The sequence below is a fragment of the Bradyrhizobium sp. genome, assembly GCF_030693485.1.
Classification (GTDB): Bacteria; Pseudomonadota; Alphaproteobacteria; order Rhizobiales; family Xanthobacteraceae; genus Bradyrhizobium.
This window is the reverse complement of the sequence record NZ_JAUYAN010000326.1, coordinates 1-16,575: the sequence shown is the minus strand read 5'-3', so window position 1 is coordinate 16,575 and position 16,575 is coordinate 1. Positions and strand designations below refer to the sequence as shown.

16 protein-coding genes are annotated in these 16,575 nt (G+C 63.6%); 4 read left to right on the top strand and 12 right to left on the bottom strand.

Annotation, left to right across the window (positions count from 1 at the left end; translation table 11 throughout):
- Positions 1–64 precede the first annotated feature (64 nt).
- From Q8N40_RS23730 to folE, 4 genes are all read right to left on the bottom strand, one after another.
- Positions 65–1,240, bottom strand: a complete 1,176-nt coding sequence (locus tag Q8N40_RS23730) for a DUF2336 domain-containing protein (protein WP_305321129.1) — start codon at positions 1,238–1,240, stop codon at positions 65–67.
- A 316-nt stretch (positions 1,241–1,556) separates the two neighbouring features.
- The gene (locus Q8N40_RS23725) at positions 1,557–2,648 is read right to left on the bottom strand and encodes a transglycosylase SLT domain-containing protein (protein WP_305713524.1); all 1,092 of its coding nucleotides are present in this window, start codon (positions 2,646–2,648) and stop codon (positions 1,557–1,559) included.
- Positions 2,649–2,820: 172 nt separating this feature from the next.
- Entirely contained in the window at positions 2,821–3,246 is a 426-nt protein-coding gene (hisI, locus tag Q8N40_RS23720) for a phosphoribosyl-AMP cyclohydrolase (RefSeq protein ID WP_305321127.1), read from the bottom strand.
- 28 nt (positions 3,247–3,274) lie between these two features.
- Positions 3,275–3,985 (bottom strand): GTP cyclohydrolase I FolE, encoded by a 711-nt coding sequence (gene folE / locus Q8N40_RS23715; RefSeq protein ID WP_305321126.1) that lies wholly within the window; start codon positions 3,983–3,985, stop codon positions 3,275–3,277.
- A 243-nt stretch (positions 3,986–4,228) separates the two neighbouring features.
- On the opposite strand from folE, the gene Q8N40_RS23710 reads away from it, so the two are divergent.
- The gene (locus Q8N40_RS23710) at positions 4,229–4,678 is read left to right on the top strand and encodes an iron-sulfur cluster assembly scaffold protein (RefSeq protein ID WP_305321125.1); all 450 of its coding nucleotides are present in this window, start codon (positions 4,229–4,231) and stop codon (positions 4,676–4,678) included.
- A 73-nt stretch (positions 4,679–4,751) separates the two neighbouring features.
- Here the strand turns inward: Q8N40_RS23710 and Q8N40_RS23705 are convergent, their stop codons facing one another.
- Positions 4,752–5,393: a helix-turn-helix domain-containing protein gene (locus Q8N40_RS23705; RefSeq protein WP_305321124.1), complete on the bottom strand. Its 642-nt coding sequence runs from the start codon at positions 5,391–5,393 to the stop codon at positions 4,752–4,754.
- Between the two features lie 73 nt (positions 5,394–5,466).
- Here Q8N40_RS23705 and Q8N40_RS23700 point away from each other — a divergent pair, with 73 nt between their 5' ends.
- The gene (locus Q8N40_RS23700; RefSeq protein WP_305713523.1) at positions 5,467–6,045 is read left to right on the top strand and encodes a GNAT family N-acetyltransferase; all 579 of its coding nucleotides are present in this window, start codon (positions 5,467–5,469) and stop codon (positions 6,043–6,045) included.
- Positions 6,046–6,298: 253 nt separating this feature from the next.
- Here Q8N40_RS23700 and Q8N40_RS23695 read toward each other — a convergent pair whose 3' ends face one another.
- Entirely contained in the window at positions 6,299–7,342 is a 1,044-nt protein-coding gene (locus Q8N40_RS23695) for a LysR family transcriptional regulator (RefSeq protein WP_305713522.1), read from the bottom strand.
- Between the two features lie 222 nt (positions 7,343–7,564).
- On the bottom strand, positions 7,565–8,482 hold the full coding sequence (locus Q8N40_RS23690; RefSeq protein ID WP_305713521.1) for a hypothetical protein: 918 nt from the start codon (positions 8,480–8,482) through the stop codon (positions 7,565–7,567).
- A gap of 254 nt (positions 8,483–8,736) precedes the next feature.
- Between Q8N40_RS23690 and yidD the strand changes: the two genes are divergently transcribed.
- Positions 8,737–9,069, top strand: coding sequence for a membrane protein insertion efficiency factor YidD (gene yidD, locus Q8N40_RS23685; protein WP_305713520.1), 333 nt, complete (start codon positions 8,737–8,739; stop codon positions 9,067–9,069).
- A gap of 12 nt (positions 9,070–9,081) precedes the next feature.
- On the opposite strand, the gene Q8N40_RS23680 is transcribed toward yidD, so the two are convergent.
- Both Q8N40_RS23680 and Q8N40_RS23675 read right to left on the bottom strand, forming a co-directional pair.
- Positions 9,082–10,302, bottom strand: coding sequence for a hypothetical protein (locus Q8N40_RS23680; RefSeq protein ID WP_305713519.1), 1,221 nt, complete (start codon positions 10,300–10,302; stop codon positions 9,082–9,084).
- 2 nt (positions 10,303–10,304) lie between these two features.
- Positions 10,305–11,672: an APC family permease gene (locus tag Q8N40_RS23675; RefSeq protein ID WP_305320679.1), complete on the bottom strand. Its 1,368-nt coding sequence runs from the start codon at positions 11,670–11,672 to the stop codon at positions 10,305–10,307.
- A 442-nt stretch (positions 11,673–12,114) separates the two neighbouring features.
- Between Q8N40_RS23675 and Q8N40_RS23670 the strand changes: the two genes are divergently transcribed.
- Positions 12,115–13,305, top strand: a complete 1,191-nt coding sequence (locus tag Q8N40_RS23670; RefSeq protein WP_371135799.1) for an alpha/beta hydrolase — start codon at positions 12,115–12,117, stop codon at positions 13,303–13,305.
- A 36-nt stretch (positions 13,306–13,341) separates the two neighbouring features.
- On the opposite strand, the gene Q8N40_RS23665 is transcribed toward Q8N40_RS23670, so the two are convergent.
- The 3 genes from Q8N40_RS23665 to Q8N40_RS23655 all read right to left on the bottom strand — a co-directional run.
- A complete protein-coding gene (locus Q8N40_RS23665; RefSeq protein WP_305713518.1) occupies positions 13,342–13,716 on the bottom strand; it encodes a hypothetical protein in 375 nt (124 codons plus the stop codon).
- Positions 13,717–13,878: 162 nt separating this feature from the next.
- Positions 13,879–15,774, bottom strand: a complete 1,896-nt coding sequence (locus Q8N40_RS23660) for a caspase family protein (protein ID WP_305713517.1) — start codon at positions 15,772–15,774, stop codon at positions 13,879–13,881.
- Between the two features lie 81 nt (positions 15,775–15,855).
- Positions 15,856–16,575, bottom strand: a 720-nt coding sequence (locus Q8N40_RS23655) for an MFS transporter (protein ID WP_305713516.1), incomplete at its 5' end; no start/stop codon positions are given.

Genomic DNA, 16,575 nt, shown 5'->3' with positions numbered 1-16,575 from the left:
CAACAATCAACAACGGTGGCTATGGATCCCTGCGTTCGCAGGGACGACAGCGACGGGGATGCGACTACGCCGCGATCAGCTCGTGCTGCAGCGGCGCGATCGCCTCGTCGGCGACCAGTTCATCGCAGAACATGCGGGCTTCTTCCCGCGCCGACTCCGTCGCGAAGCGGCGCAGCAGGATCAACAGCGGTTCGGCGGCCTGCGGATCGGTTTCGCAATGCGTCAGCACGCGCTCGACCATGCGGCGCCGCAATCTGGCCGCGCCGCCGATGCTGTCGACGAATCCGGTCTCCTGGCAGACTTCGAGCGCCATCTGGAATGCCGCGAAGGTCGATGGCGGCAGGCCGGCGCGGCGCAACAGCGCCTGCAGGCTGGCGCCACCGCGGTCGTGCAGCAGCGCGGAAACCCGCGCCAGCGGCAGCTCGGACAATTCCGCCAGTGCGGCATCGAACAGTTCGAGATTGCCCGACAGCAGCGCGCGCAGGATCAGTCCTGCGGTCAATTGGCCGGTGGCGCGCAGATGCCGCACCAGGCCGCACATGTCGTCGCCGCGCGAACGCGCCGCGATATTGACGGTGGAACGATCGCGCGCCTCGCTTGCGATCCGCCCTGCCCGGTCGGCGCTCAGCCAGTTGCGGGCGACCACGAACCGCGCCAGCGTGTCCGACAACTTGGCGACGAGGGCCACCCGCGTCGCGGCCGGCAAATCCTCCAGCACCAGCATCGATTCCCGGATCGCGGCGAGATGGCCGTGGCGTTCGACGATGCGGTCCCAGGAGAACGCCGCAAGCTCGGCATGGGCGTTCTCGATCAGTTCGAGTGCCGCTGCGGCCGAGCCGACTTCGGCGATCGCGGCGCAAACCGAGGGCGGCAGATTGATGCGGCGGGCGACCGCGCATTGCATGGCGCAATTGCCGGTCGCGATGATGTCGACGAGATCGGCGTCGATCAGAAGCGGGGAATGTTCCAGCACCGGAAGGGCCACCGACGGCTGGTCGAGCGACAGCGCCTGCACGATGCCGGCGGGCGCCTCGGAGCTGCGCGCAAACACCTCGGCCATGGCCTGGCGCACCAGCGGGGAGGCGTCGTCGAGCAACATCAAGAGCGCGCCTTCGGCGGCGGCGCGATCCTCCTCGGACAAATCCGAAATCAGCCAGGCCCGCGCCAGCGACCGCGTTGCCTCTGCCCGCTCGCCTGCCGGAGCGGTACGTATCCAACTGATGAACTGCCGAACGATCATGACCCTGGAGGCCTACGCAACCTTTGACGACACCGTGACGCGATGCCACTGCAAGAGAAAATAAACCACGCCGCTTAACAAAGGGTTCACCATAAACGGCTGGTATTATTGACGTTTTGTTAAGGGAGCGACGGCTGCTGCGGCGGCATCGTTACCCGGACGCTGCGCAGCGCCATAAGCACGTTCACGCGCGTCTGCGACGCGTCATGGCGGAGCGCTGCAGATCCGGCGTCCATTGATCAAGGAAAAGTATAGGTCCCGGATCTGCGAAGCAGCGCCGCGCACTGCATCGCGCCCGGGCCACGAAACGGAAAAACTAGCTGAAGGTGCCGAGGCGATCACTGAAGAGATCGAGCCGACCGGGCGGCCGGACTTCCGGTTTGCGTGCCGATAGAGATTGCGCGGCGCTCGCGGAGGAAATCTCGGTCACGCTCGCGACCGACGTTGCTGACGCGACCGACGTTGCTGACGCAACGGAAGTCAGCGACGAGGAATTGCCCCACAATTCCTGCACCGCCGGCGAGAGCGGTTGCGCGCGCTCGCCGGCCTGGAACAGGGAGCGAAAGATCGGATCGGTCGGCTGCGAATGGGTCTGCGCCGATGCGAACGACAGGGTCGCCGGCGTCACGGCGCGGGAATCCGGAAAACTGGAGAGATAGGCGGCGTTATCCACCGGTGCCGTGGCCGGCGTGGCGCTGGCCAGCGTCACGCGCCGCGGCGCGTCGCCACCGGCCGACGCCATCGCGGTGCGCGTCGCCTGCGAATTGGCGGCGCTGGCATAGCGCGCGTTCAGCACCGAATAGACTTCGGAGACGCTGCGCGCGCGGCCTGTCTTGTCGTAGAAGATCGGGCGATTGGCCGCGGCGGCATTGGGAAACAACGCCGCGCCGGAGGCGTTCGGATTGTTTTCGGCGTTCGAGATCAGCTTGCCGGCGCCGTTGGCGCCCATGAAATGCGCCATATAGAGTTCGCCGTCGGTCGGGCGGCGGCCGATCTTGCCGGTGAGCTTGAAGCTGTTGGACTGGGCAAATACCGCCGCCATTGCCGAGGCGGCCTCGGGATCGTTGCGCAACTTCATGATGGCGGTGCGGGCCGCGGGATCGCTGACGGAATAGCCGCCGGAGGGATTTCGGGTGATGGCGTCGGCATATTTGCCGTAGCCGAGCTGGCTGCCGGCTTCCTTTACGGTGCCGAGCCAGGTCTGGTCGATGAACTGGTAAAGCCCGCGCGCCGACGAGGTGGTGGCGGCGGCCTTCGGATTGAAATTGGATTCCATCTTCGCGGTGGCGAGCATGTATTCGAAGCTGGTGCCGGTGGTATCGGCGGCCTGCCTGATCGCGCCGGCAATCCGGGCGCGCGAGGGCTCGACACCTGCCGTTGCCGTGGCGCTTGACGTGTCGACCGCCATCTGTAGGTGCCCCGCTCCTCGCGAAACGACCGCCCGGACCTCTCGTCACGACAGGCGGCGCTCAGGCCTCATACAACCCTGCGGCGGTTATGGTTAATGGCGGGTTAACCGGAAAGCCGCTAACCGCTCACATCGACGGCATCTTCGATGTCGTCGAATGGACTGTTGGGAGCTAACGATAGACCTTGGCCGGATCGAACAGCCTGTCAGCGTCCACAAACGACAATCGCGCTCCGCCGTCGTCTGATGTGACCGCGCGGTAGAAGCACGAGCGACGGCCGGTGTGGCAGGCCGCCCCTGCCTGCTCGACCCGGATCCAGATCGCGTCCTGGTCGCAGTCCAGCCGCATCTCGACCACGCGCTGGGTGTGACCGGAGCTTTCGCCCTTTCGCCACAGCGATTGGCGTGAGCGGCTGTAGTACCAGGCTTCGCCGCTTGAGATGGTCTTGCGCAGGGCTTCGTCGTTCATGTGCGCGACCATCAGCACCTCGCCGCTGCCAGCGTCGGTGGCGACGCAGGTGACGAGGCCTGTCGCATCGAATTTGGGCCGAAACTTCAGCCCTTCCTCGATGTCGCTGCTGTCTGCGGATGTGGACACGGGCCGCTCTCGCGATGATCTGGCGGGGTCAGCGCTGCGGCCCTCGCACCATGGACATGAAACGCGCCTGCTCCGCCGGATTGTCGCGGAACATGCCGGTATAGCGGCTGGTGAACGTCATGGCGCCATGCTTGGCGACGCCGCGCACCGACATGCAGGTATGCTCCGCTTCGATCACCACTGCAACGCCGCGGGGTTTCAGGACTTCGTCGATCGCGGCGGCAATCTGGGCCGTCAGATGCTCCTGGGTCTGCAGGCGGCGCGCGAAGATATCGGTCAGGCGCGCCAGCTTCGACAACCCCACCACCCGCTCGACCGGCGTATAGGCGATATGCGCCCTGCCATAGAACGGCATCATGTGATGCTCGCATTGCGAGGTGAATTCGATGTCGCGGATCAGCACGAAGTCGTCATAGCCCGCGGTTTCGCCGAAGGTGCGGTCGAGCACCTCCGCCGGACACTGGTGATAGCCTTGATAGAGTTCGTCATAGGCTTCCACCACCCGGCGCGGGGTATCGATCAGGCCTTCGCGGCCGGTGTTTTCGCCGATATAGCCGAGCAGGGTCTGCACCGCCGCTTCGGCTTCGGCGCGCGACGGACGCGGCTGGTCCGCGCGGACGGCCGCGGCGAGAAATTCGGCAGGATCGAGCTCGGCAGGGCGTACTTCCGGGTTTTTCACGTCGGAAGCCTTGATATCGGAAGGCTTGCCTGGGCGGAGCGATTTGATCAAAGCGTCCATGTCAACTCCGTTCGACCGGTCCTCAAGACCGGAGTGTCACCGGGCAGACGGGGCGGTTGGCCGCCGGGCGCCTGAATCCCACTATATTAGCACCACCGCCGCCGAACAGGTTTCGATTCGGACACCGGGGACGCATCGGCCGGGCTGTATTTCCGCCGTCTGCGTCCATATATAAGACCCCAGCGTGCTGACGCCAAGGGTAGTCAAGGGCGGTCGTCGCACGGGAAGCCGGGGCCTAGATCTATGCTGAACGACATTTACAACAAGCGGATCATCGAACTCGCGGGCAATATTCCCCGGATCGGCCGCCTTCCCGACCCCGACGCCAGCGCCACGGCGCATTCCAGGCTGTGCGGCTCCACCGTCAAGATCGACCTCAAGATGGACGGACCTGTCGTCACCGACTTTGCCCATGACGTGAAGGCCTGCGCGCTCGGCCAGGCCTCATCCTCGATCATGGCGCGCCACGTGGTGGGCTCGACCGCGGGCGAACTGCGCGAATTGCGCGAGACCGTGCGAAAGATGCTGAAGGAAAACGGCGGGCCCCCGCAAGGCAAGTGGGCCGATATGGCCCTGCTCGAGCCGGTGCGCGAGTACAAGGCGCGCCACGCCTCGACCATGCTGACCTTCGATGCCGTGGTCGACGCGATCGGCCAGATCGAGGCCAAGGCAAAACAGCCGGCTTCGGCCTGAGCGGACCCGGAAGAAGTCGGTCAAGTCCCGCCAACGGACCAGCCGGGCGGCGCCCCGCGCCTTCTCTGGCACGCTATCTGGGCGTCTTCGGCGCAGCCTTTGCGATCGCATCGACCAGGTCGACGAGGGAGTGGCGGATCTTGCCGTGCGCGATGCCCCCGAACGCGGTCAACAGTTTAAGCGTGTTGCGGTCAGGGATGAGCTTGACCGGAGCGGGACGCGTACTCTCGCCGGGGGAGGTGACGGCGTTGGCGTCGAATAGCGCGCCAACCGGAATGCCGAAGATCTTGGCTATCTGAGGAAGCCGCCCGGCGCCGACCCGGTTCATGCCTTTCTCATATTTCTGTATCTGCTGGAACGAGACGCCGAGCCGGCGACCGAGGTCGCTTTGCGACATGCCCACGATCAGCCGATGGGCGCGGATCGATTCTCCGATCTGGATATCTGCGGAATTCGGCCGCCGGGTTTTTCTCTTCATTACGATTGCACTACCTTGGGAGGATGATTCACCAAGTGCAATTCTAGATATGTTACTCCCCAGTACGTTCTGCTGTTTTGTAGATAGAACAGCGCGCCTGAAACCTCGACAATTTCCGGGCCGCGCCTGTTTCATCGTGGATTCCGGGACAAATCCCATGGTTCGATCGCCGGATACGCCGCGGCCTCCGGGACAGCGAAGCTCGGTCGGTTCAACGCTGGCGTAGAACGGCGGCACGTTTTGCCCTCTTCCGCAACGCGGGCCGGATAGTTCTACTTCATACTACGTCAGGTAGTAGGGAGTCTGAATTATGCAGAATAACGTGCGGACCATCGTCCCCAGCCACAATCAAATCCGCACGGAGGTCGTGACGACATACGAGCAGTTGATGCATGCCTATGCCATCCGCGCCATCTGCTTCATGGAAGAGCACGGCGTCCCGGCGCGGCACGAGTTCGACGGCAACGACTACCAGGCCACCCACATGATCGTCTACGCCGGCGACGAACCCGTCGGCACCCTGCGCATTCGATGGTTCAAGGACTTCGCCAAACTTGAGCGCACGGCCTTTCGCGAGGCCTATCGCAATACCCATGTCCTGAAAGCATTTGCGTATTTCGTGTTCGACCACGTCGCCCGCAAGGGATACGACAAGGTCATCACCCATGCGCAGCCCAAATATGCGCGGCTGTGGCGAATCATCCTCGGATTCAAGAATGCAGAAGGCAAAGCACCGGTCTACTTCGACGGTCACCCGGAGCCGTACCTCGAACTCGTCAAAGAACTCACTCCTCCACTCAACGCAATCTCGGCGAGCACGGACACGGCCGTCCTGTTCCGGACCGAGGGCTTCTGGGATGCCCCGTCGGAGTACGAGGCGGTTGCCTAGACAGACTTGATGTTTGCGAGGCTATCGGGCGAGCCCGCCCCTTCGTTGCTGGCCCGCTACGACCAGCCCTCATAGAACCCGTAAAATGCGAGCATCACCGTGGACTTCTCCCGGACCTACATGAAGCAGGTGGTCGCGATCCACCAAGCGATGTTCGAAAAACTCCTTTTCGACGAGAAAGCGGGAGTGAACCTGGAACTGTCAGAACTGTTCCAAGACGCCGGCAGGACCTATCTACAAATCTCAGAACGGATCAACGCGACGTATTTGTCTCATCATTACCTTCAAGATTGAACATCTTCCTGAATCCGGCGTCGTACGCACTCGGCGGATTGTTCAATCTGAACTCGTCGCCGAACCAGGGATTGTTGTTACCGAAGACCTCGCTCAGCCAGTCGAAGACGAGTCGAACCGGCCGGGCGTTCAAGCGATCGTTGAGTACGATCAGGTAAAGAGGAACCGAAATCCTCAAGTCGATTTCCAGCGGCACGAAGCACGGCTCCACCAGCGTGTAGCTGCCCAGCATTCCAATTCCCTGCCCCGCCTTGACCAGCATGCCGTAAGCGAAGGAATTGTCGCAATAGTGCGCGATGCGTCCGCGCGCCACGGCCTGCTGCCACCCGTCCCACAGCCCGGTTCTGGCAAGGTAGTATTCCGACTGCAGGAAGACATGCTGTTCCAGGTTGTTGCGCGTCGGCAGGCCGTGCTTCCGGATGTAGTCCTTGGCGACGACGGGAATGAAATGAAGCTGCCCGAGCTTGCGACACCGACTGTCCGACGACTCGGCCGGGCTGATCCCGATCATCATGTCGGTCTGGTTTTCCCGTAGGCTCATGATGTTGATCGGGTTCTTCAGATGCAGTTGGATTTTTGGATATTGCGCTGAGAACTGATCGAGAGCCGGTGCCGCAAACAGCGCATTCAGCCCGTCCGTGATGCTGACGCTCACGGTGCCTTCCGCCTCGCTGGTTTCTGCCTTCAGATCGCTGGTGATCGAATAAAGCGTGTGGTCCAGCCGGCACAGGGCCTGGGCAAGCGCTTCTCCTTTTCGGGTCAACTTGACCCCACGGGCTGTAGCGATGAAAAGCTGAGAGCCAACTATATCCTGCAGGCGCTTGACCTGACGGCTCACCCTCGGCTGGCTGGTGTTGGTGAGCTCGGCGGCGCGGTTGAACGATTTGGTCTTGGCCACCGCGAGGAAGACGCGCAGTTCGCCCCAGAACTGGCCGCTCAGGAGATTCTCGTCGTCGAGCGGGCTCCTGTTGAACGCCTGCTGTTCCTCGTCGAATGCATCCATGGTTTTCAGCCAAGTTGAGAGGGCGACCTCCTGCAGCTTAACCGTGTTCGCGGGCCGGAGTCCACGACTGGGGGAACTTCCGCGAAGGGGGATGTCATCCGCGACTTCGCGGCCGACCGAAAGCGAGACAGCGGCGTGCTGGATAATGTGGAGCCAATTATCGGGGCTCGCCGGGGGCGAGACCCTGTGGCGGATGCCGCTGCCGGGCCTGACGTCCCGCCGCTACTGCGCCGGGACCGGGGCCACGACGCCGCCGGTCGGCACCGCCGCTTCCGCCGTCTTGGTTGACCTGGACGGCGCGGCCGGAACCTGCGGCTTCTCGGCGCTGACCGTTTCGCTCGCAAAACGATCCTGCACCGGCTTAACCGCCACCTCGGCCACCGGCGTTGCGCGTGGGTCCGGAAGCAGAACCTCGGCAACCGCGTCGGTCGTGACGAGATTGGTCAGCCGCAATTCGTCGCGGGATAATTCGTGCAGTTCTTCCCACGGCGGCACGCTCAGCGACAGCAACAGCAGGTCGCCGGTGCCGCCCATATCGAAGGTATATTTGGCGAGACGGCCGATATCGCGTTCCACGATCATCAGATCCTGCGCGGTATAACTCGCGGCCCTGGCGTCGTCGGCGCGGTCGCCCATCCAGATCTGATGCACCCTGATATGCGCGGCGTCAGGCACGTAGCGCGTCTTGCCCGCCAGCAGCAGGAACACGCACATGGATTCGCAATAGGCTTCCGGCATGACGATGCCGCGCTCGCCCTGCCCGGTTCGGGTCCGGATGCTGGTGCCGACCGTCGTCAGCGCACCGAGCGCGCGCCAGCGTCGTCCGAGCGCGATGGAATCGTTGACCGACCCGCCGCTGGAATCCAGCACGATGGTGGCGCCGGCGAGCTGGCGCCCGCGCGCAAACTCGTCGAAATCCTTCGGGCTGGTCGCGGTGACGATGCCGACCGCGCTGACCCAGCCGCGGCAATTCGGCTCGCAGGCAACCCAGCTGAACTTCATCGGCTGTTTGCGTTCTTCGAGGCTGGTTCCGGCATGTGCCCGGCCGCCATTGCCGGCCATGATGGCAGGCAGTGCGATACACAGGGCGGCGGCGGCGAGCGCCCAGCCGCCTATTCGGAGCGACTTCACGAGCCTCAATTTGGTTCCTTCCCCCAAAGCCCACTGTCGGACGGTGGTAACGGCCCCACTTTAACGCCCAATGATTCCGTCACATCGGCGTTGTGAAAAAGTTAACCGCGCGTCACATAAGCGTCTATTAACATTTGCTGCGCCGCCACGGATCAGGTGCGGTATTTTGCCTGGTGTGACTCAATTGCAATCCGTAGGTATCCAGGCCCGGTTCCCTGCATGGGAACCGGGCAAAACATCGCTCATCGATAAGCCAATCGCCCATGAAGCATTCAGCGGATTGTTCGGACTGTGCGGCAAGGGTGCAGCGCCTGCCGCGCCAGTTCGGCCGGGCGCTGATCTGGATTTACCGGCATACATTCTCGCTGCTGGTCGGATTCAACTGCCGCCATCTGCCGACCTGTTCGGTCTATGGCGACGAGGCGATCGAGCGTTTCGGGCTGTGGGCCGGCGGCTGGATGACGCTGGCGCGGATGCTGCGCTGCCAACCCTGGGGAACCTCGGGCATTGATAACGTGCCGGCGACGGCGCCGCCGGGCGCGCGCTGGTACCTGCCGTGGCGATATGGACGCTGGCGCGGCGTCAACGCACCTTAAGAAGCCCTTCGGCTAGCGCGAGAACCATCGGAAACCGCGCGGCTGCTCGCCGACGTCGGCCGGCGGCCGCGGCGCTCGCCGGGCGCGTGGCGGCGCCGGCGGCGGCTCGGCCGATGGCGCGGCGTCGGCGCTGCCTGTATCGCCCGAAGGCAGCTTGACCGACAGCAGCAGGTTGGTTTCATGGGTGCGCCAGCGATAGCCGATGCCGAAATCGATCGGCTGGCTGCGCCTGAACAGCTCGGCATAGGCCGGCTGCTCCCGGCCGGGGAATTCGCCGATCGGACCGAGATAGCGGCCGAACGGAAAAAACCGCCATTGCTTCCGATTGTAAAAGGCGAGCGGCACGCCGGAATCGTCCTGAATGATCGTGGCGCTGTTGGCGATGATGAAGTCGCGAACGGTGGTGAAGTTGCCGGAATGCAGTAGATAGGACGCGCTCTTGAGCAGGCTGTTGCCGGGCGCCAGCGTGGCGCAGAATTTCAGAAAGCCCGAGACCCTGACGCCGCTGTTGGAAAGGTCGGTCGAGAAATAATACAGCGTCTTCTCGGCGCCATCGCTGCCGGCGAACAGGATGCGGACGCCCCGCGTCGCGTTGGGGCCCGGATTCTCGTTGGCGAAATACGCCGCCCCCTTGTCGTCGAGCGCGATCGGACTGACATCGCGAATGGTTTTTCCCGACCGCGCCAGGAAGACATAGAGGATCGGCAAGGTGCCGTTGAGCTTGCCGGCCTGCAAATCGGTCTTCATCTGCTTGGTGATGAAGAAGCTGAAGCTCAGGATCGAGCCGAGCGAGCGCTCGACGCTGTGGAGCGCGGCCCCGACGCCGCCCGGCGGCAACCGCGTCAGGTCAGGCACCGAGCCGACCGGCTCCAGCGCGCTCAGCACATAGGTCGAAGCCTTGGAATAGAACACGTCGGCGTAGAGGAAGTCCGGGCCGCTGAACATGTAGAACATGGTCGGCCGCGGCGCCGCCAGATTGGTCTCGGTCCAGCTGCGGATTTTCGAAAGCTGGCGCTGCTCGAGCTGCCCGAACGCGTTATCGAAGAATTTGGCGTGCCGTTGCCACGAAGGGTCCTTCGTCAACGGCGTCAGCGGCGAGTCCGCTGAAGGCGCCATGCCCGCGAGGAAACGCGCGGTGTCATCGGCGGTGACGGTATCGGCGGCGCGCGCCGGCAGCGCTGCGGCGAGCAACATGACGGCAGCCAGCGCCGCCATTTTCACGGGCTGCAGCATCGCTATTCGCGATTCGGGGACGCGGCGCCTCGACCGGCCCGCTTGCGAAAAACAGCGTAAATCACCAGGCCCGAAATCATGATCAAGACACCCAGGAACGATTGCACCGGCCGTTCCGTCAAGAGATAGTACATCATGAAGCCGGTCACGAGCAGGAAAACCAAGGGGGTGACCGGGTATCCCCAGGCCCGGTAGGGCCGCGGCAAATCGGGCCGGGTGATGCGCAGCTTGATGACGCCGAGCACGGTGAAGAACGAGCAGAACAGCAGGCTGAACTGGATGAAGTCGAGCACCTTCTCGAAGCTGCGGGTGAACAGCATCAGGCTGGCGATCGCGAGTTGCAACAGGATGGCGTAGGCCGGCGCGCCCCGGGGCGATTTGCGCGCGAACACCCGAAGCGACGGAATGTCCTCGCCCATGGTCATCATCACGCGCGGGCCGATCCACATCATCGCGCTGATCGAGGATATCAGCCCGAAGCAGATCATGGCGCCGACGATACGGCCGCCGAACTCGCCGAAGATGTGGGTGCCGGAGATGCGGGCGACATCGAGTTGCCCGGCCAGTTCGCCAGATGGCGCGGTGTAGAGGAACACCGCGTTCAGCGCGACGTACAGCACGAGCACGATCAACGTTCCCGCAAGCATCGCCCGCGGCAGGTTCCGCTCGGGGTCGCGCATCTCACCGATGATGTAGGTCGCGGCGTTCCAGCCCGAGAACGAATACATCACGAACACGAGCCCGATCGCGAACGGCGCGCTGGCGATATAGCCGAAGTCGGACACCGAGGGGGTGAACGTGACCGGCTGCGGCGTACCGATGGCAAATCCCGCCACCAGGAACGCCACGATCAGCAGCACTTTCAGGATGGTCGCGATCAGTTGAAAGGTGCTGGAGTGCCTGAGCCCGGCGAGTTGCACCAGCGACACCAGCCAGACCACGCCGAGGGCGAGCGCCAGCGGCGGGGCGTCCGGCAGGACCGATTTGCCGTATTCGCCGAACGCCATCGCGGCCAGCGCCACGGGGGCCGCGAAACCGATCGTCGCCGACACCCAGCCCGCGACAAATCCAAAGGCCGGGTGGTACGCCCGGGTCAGGAAATTGTATTCACCGCTCGAGCGCGGAAACATCGCGCCGAGTTCGCTGTAGGCGAACACCCCGCACAGCGCGACGACACCGCCGACCACCCAAAGCAGCAGGATCGAAAAGCCCGACGGGATGTCCTTGACCTGAAAGCCGAGGCTGGTGAATACCCCGACGCCGACCATGTCGGCCACCACGATGGCGGTCGCCACAAGGACCGAAACGCTCGAACCGCCAGCGGGTACTCGACCGGTCAATGCCGCGCTTCCCGTCTCTGATGCCGCCATCTCGGTCCACGCCCTCAGCCCAGCCGCCCCTGATTTGTCATCGTGCAGGCTGCCCCCCGTCAATTCAAGCAGTGTTAACAATGATTTAAATCACGGGCTGGATTTGGTATCAAGATACCTACGGAAGGCTTCACGATGCTTCCGCAGCCCGCGACATTGCGCAAAGAAGATGGCGGCCCCACAATCGCGACACGATTTCGTGTTCTTTGGGGCATCCGGGGATGGGGAGATTTCCCGGAAGCTTAACGTCACCTCAACGCGAGCTGGCATACGTCAAAGACAGGCGGATATTGGGGCAAGTGGGTGGATGGTCGGGGCGGATCTGAAGCAGCATGATCGCGCAGGCCGAGTGATTTCACATAGCGTGATTTCACCTGATGCGTCGCAGTATCTGCAGATCCCCGCTCGACATCATCGCGCCGGTTCGTATCGATGGCGCTGGATCGCCCTCCTTCTTGCCTTTGTGCCGCTGTCATTCGTACTGGTCCAGTGCGGCAAGGCGCCGAGCGCCGGCATGCTCGCCGCCAACGCCCATGCCTCGGCGGCGGATACTTTCGAAGACCGGTTTCCGGCGCCGACGTTTCGGGATCGCTTCCCGGAGACCAGCGAGAACCTGGCGTCGCGGCAACCGTCCGGCGCACCGCGCGAACGCAGCGTACAGGCGGCGCCCGCGCCGTATCGCGTGGCGTCGCTGGCGCCCACGGTGCCGTTTGAGCGTCCGGCCCGGGAAGAGCAAACCATGCTGGTCGGCCTGAAATCCTCGGCCTTTCCCTATCTCGGCAACCATCCGCGCACCGACGAGCCGTTCCTGAACATTTCCAAGGGCGAGCGGCGCGGCCATCGCAGCTATGGCGGCCGGGTCTACTGGCAGGACGAAACCTACAACGACAACCGCGTGCTGATGCATGTGCCGGAGAAATTCGACGCCAAAAAGCCCGGCGTCATCGTGGTGTTCTTCCACGGCAACGGCGCGACGCTGGAACGCGACGTGCGCGACCGCCAGTTGGTGCCGCAGCAGATTTCGGACTCCGGTGTCAATGCCGTCCTGCTGGCGCCGCAGCTCGCCGTCGACGCCGCCGATTCCAGCGCCGGCAAGTTCTGGCAGCCCGGCGGCCTCAAGCGCTTTGTCGCGGAGTCGGCCGATCACCTCGCCCGGCTCTACGGCGACCCCCGTGCCGCCAGGACCTTCGCCAATATGCCGGTCATCATCGTCGGCTACAGCGGTGGCTTCATGCCGGCGGCCTGGAGCCTCGAGGTCGGCGGCCTCGGCAATCGCGTGCGCGGCGTGTTCCTGCTCGATGCGGTGTATGGCGAGCTCGACAAATTTGCATCCTGGATCGTCAACAACCGCACCGGCTTCTTTGTCAGCGCCTATACCCGTTCCACCCGGCGGCACGAACAGGCTCTGATCGCGATGTTGAAGGAAAAGGACATCGCGATATCGGAGAATATGGATGGACCGCTGCGGCCCGGCAGCGTGGTGTTCCTCGAGACGCCCGAGGGCGTGACACACCGCGATTACGTCACCCGCGCCTGGACCGACCACCCGGTCAAGGACGTGCTGGTCAAGATGGCGGCAACCCCCGCACTGACGCGGGTGGCGGCAGGCGCGCCATCATCAGCAGGGCGCTGATCGGCGCGAGACTTTCGTCCCGCGCCGTCGGATCGCCTAGCGCGCCGCCGGTTCCGGCGGCTTGGCAGGCTTGGGAAGCTTCTCTGCGAAGCTGTTGAAGCATTTCAGCCGGCCGTCCTCTTCCTTGAAGGCCGTGCAATCGGTGACGGCTTTGGGAGCAGGCACCCTGGCCTTCGGCTTCGGCGGGAAGATGGCATCGAAGCAATTCAGCCGCTCCTTGGTTTCATCGTCGATTTCGAGACAAGCCAGCATTCTCACCGCGACCGATTGCGGCTTTGCCTTCGGCTCCTTCGGTGCGTCCTTCGGCTTGATCTGGACCAGCGGCTTGCCGCCGACTGTCGGCGGCGGCTTGTCTTGCGCAAAGGCTGCGGGCGAACAAAGCACCAGAACCAGCGCGAAAACTTTTCTCATGTCACTTCACCCCTTTTGCCCTGATGACATAGGCAATACCCAGGTTCGATGTCCAGACTGGTATCGGTAAAATATCCCGCAGCAAATTATCCTTTGGCAAAATTCCTTGGAATTTCCCTCAGGATTTTCGTTGGGATTGAGGCTTATTGGCGAACATTGTTCTCACTTGTTCACAAAGAAAAAATCCTCGCGCCCGGGCAACGAGCCGTAGGTGTACGGCTCCTGCCGCCCGGCCGTGGCCTCCATCACGTCGTCGCGGACCAGGCGAAACAGCTTGTTGATCTCCACCCCCGGGGTTGCGATCCGCTGCACCACCGCGACCGCGAAGGGTGAATTTTCACCCTCGCCATCGAGCGCAGTCTGGCCATGCTTGGCGGCATAAACCACCAGCGAGGCGCCGTGCACTTTCAGCTCGCCAAGGCCCTTGCCGAGCGACCTCGTTCTTGTACTCCTCGTGCTATCGGCCGATTGGCTGACCGCAACAGGCGCCGGCGATGCGGACGCTATGGCACTCGCAAACGGGTTGTCGCGGCAGGCATCGAGCACGACGAGCTTCAGCTTCTTCGCCCCGTCGATCGCCGCCATCACCTGATCCAGCGGCATGGCTTCGAACAGCACGTCGCGGTCCGAGGCGAGTTTGGCGTCCACCGGGATCAGGTAATTGACGCCGTTCACCTCGATGCCGTGACCCGCATAATACACCACCGCCCAGTCCGCTTTGTCGGCCGCGGCGGCGAAGGTACGCAGCGCCTCGATCATCTTGTCGCGCGAGACGTCGACCGCCATCGTCACGTCGTCAAAGCCGACGGCGCGCAATGCCGCCGCCATTTTTTGCGCGTCGCGGCGCGGATTTTCGAGGACGGCAACCGACTTGTACGCGGAGTTGCCGATGATAAGCGCCGCGCGGCGGCCCTGCTTCGCCGCGGTCGCCTTCGCCACGGCGGGCGCGACCACGGGTGCTGCGACCGCAAGCGTCGGCACCGAAGTCGCGGACGATGCCCTGCTGGGTACGGGCAGGATCTTCGGCTGCGGCGCACCCGACGTCAGCGCTGCGAGCCGCGCTTCCGCAGTCTCCCGGGCTGATTTGGAGATATCGCCGCGTCCGGAATTTTCGCTGACCGACAGCGCGGTGCGGAACTCGGACTTGGCGCGCTCGAAATCGCCCATGCGCTCGAACGTCAGGCCAAGGCCTGCGTAAGCCGGCGCAAAATCGGACTCGAAACGGATGGCCTGGTTGAAATTGGACAGCGCGCTGTCGTAGTCGCCCATGTAGCGCAGCGTCTCGCCGCGCAGCGTCAGGCCGAGGGCGACGCCGGGGCCGCCGGCATAGAGCTCGATGGCGCGATTCTGATCCTGCAGCGCCCGTTCCAGATTGCCGGTGAGCCGCCAGGCGTCGCCGCGATTGGCGTGGTATTTGGCATTCTTCGGAGCGAGCTTGATCGCGACGCTGAAATCGGCCGCCGACTTCTCGTACTCGCCCATCGATTTCAGGATCAGCGCGCGGTTGTTGTAGGCCGACGCCCGGTAGGGGTCGTTGTTGATCAGCGCGATCGACCGGTTGATGTCGGCGATGGCCGCGCCGAAGTCGCCCTTGTCGCGATACATATTGGCGCGCTGGTTGTAGACCGCGGGATCGCGCGGCAGGATCGCGGCGGCCTCGTTCAGCACGGCGATGCCGCGGTCGAAATCGCCTTTGCAGTTCTGCCAGTAAAAAGAGAGCCACAGATGCAGGTCGTAATAGGCCGAATTCTTTTTCGACGGCGAGACGTCCCTCGCCCGATTCAGATCCTCGATCGCGAGGTCGCATTTATTCTGGTTCAGAAGGGCTTGGGCGCGATAGGACAGCGCCAGCGCCAGTTGCGCAGGCGACCGACTGGTATCGATCGCAAGGGTGCAGGCCGCGACCCGGTCGTCCAGTTCGCTGACGCTCTTGATCGTACCGACCTTGCAGCCGGTGGAGCGCTGTTTGGCCGTGACCTGATCGGCCGCCGCCAGGGTGATGCCGCCAAACGCAAGAAATGCCAACGCGGCACGCGCCGCGATCTTCCAGTTCCCCACGATCGCCCCTTCCCAATTCCCGGAGCGACAAAAGCATGAAGGAGGGGCCTTGTCACGATACCGGCTCGTGGAACTCGCCGCTTACTTTCTCTTCGCATCTAGTGGCCTGGTCAGCACCAGCGTCACCAGCGCCAGCATGACAAAGCCCGCCGCCACATAGCCGGAACCGCAGAGCCAGCCACCGGCATAAAGCACGCCGCCAATCGCAGAACCGACCGCCTGTCCAACGTACAGCACCGAGGTATTGAGCGACACCGACGCCGAGGCCAGCGTCGGCGCGGCGCTGACAAGCCGCACCTGCTGCATCGAGTTGGTGGAGGCGAAGCCCAGGCCCCAGATCGCGACCGAGCAGGCCATCAGCGGATAGATGCCGGCGCTGAGCGCCCATCCGGTCATCCCCGTCAGTATCAGGGCGGCGAACAGCAGCGAAGACTTGTAGGCCCCCCAGGAATCGACGATGCGGGTGGCGACCGCGATTCCGATGAAGCCGAACACGCCGTAGAGCAGGAACACCAGCCCGATGTCGTCCGCATCGGCCTGCGTCAAGCTGGTCAGCAACGGCCCCATGAAGGTGAAGACCACGAACTGACCGGACATTTGCAGCATCGTGATCAGCAGCAACAACATGATCAACCGGTTACGTCCGACATCGACCCATGTCTTCAGATCCACCGGTGTGCCGGTCAGTCCGCCCGGCAGGCGCCACGCCAGCAGCAGGAAACTGATGCAGCCGACCGCGCCGATACCGCCATACACCGCCCGCCAGCCATAGCGGCTGGCGATCAGGGCGATCAGCGGCAG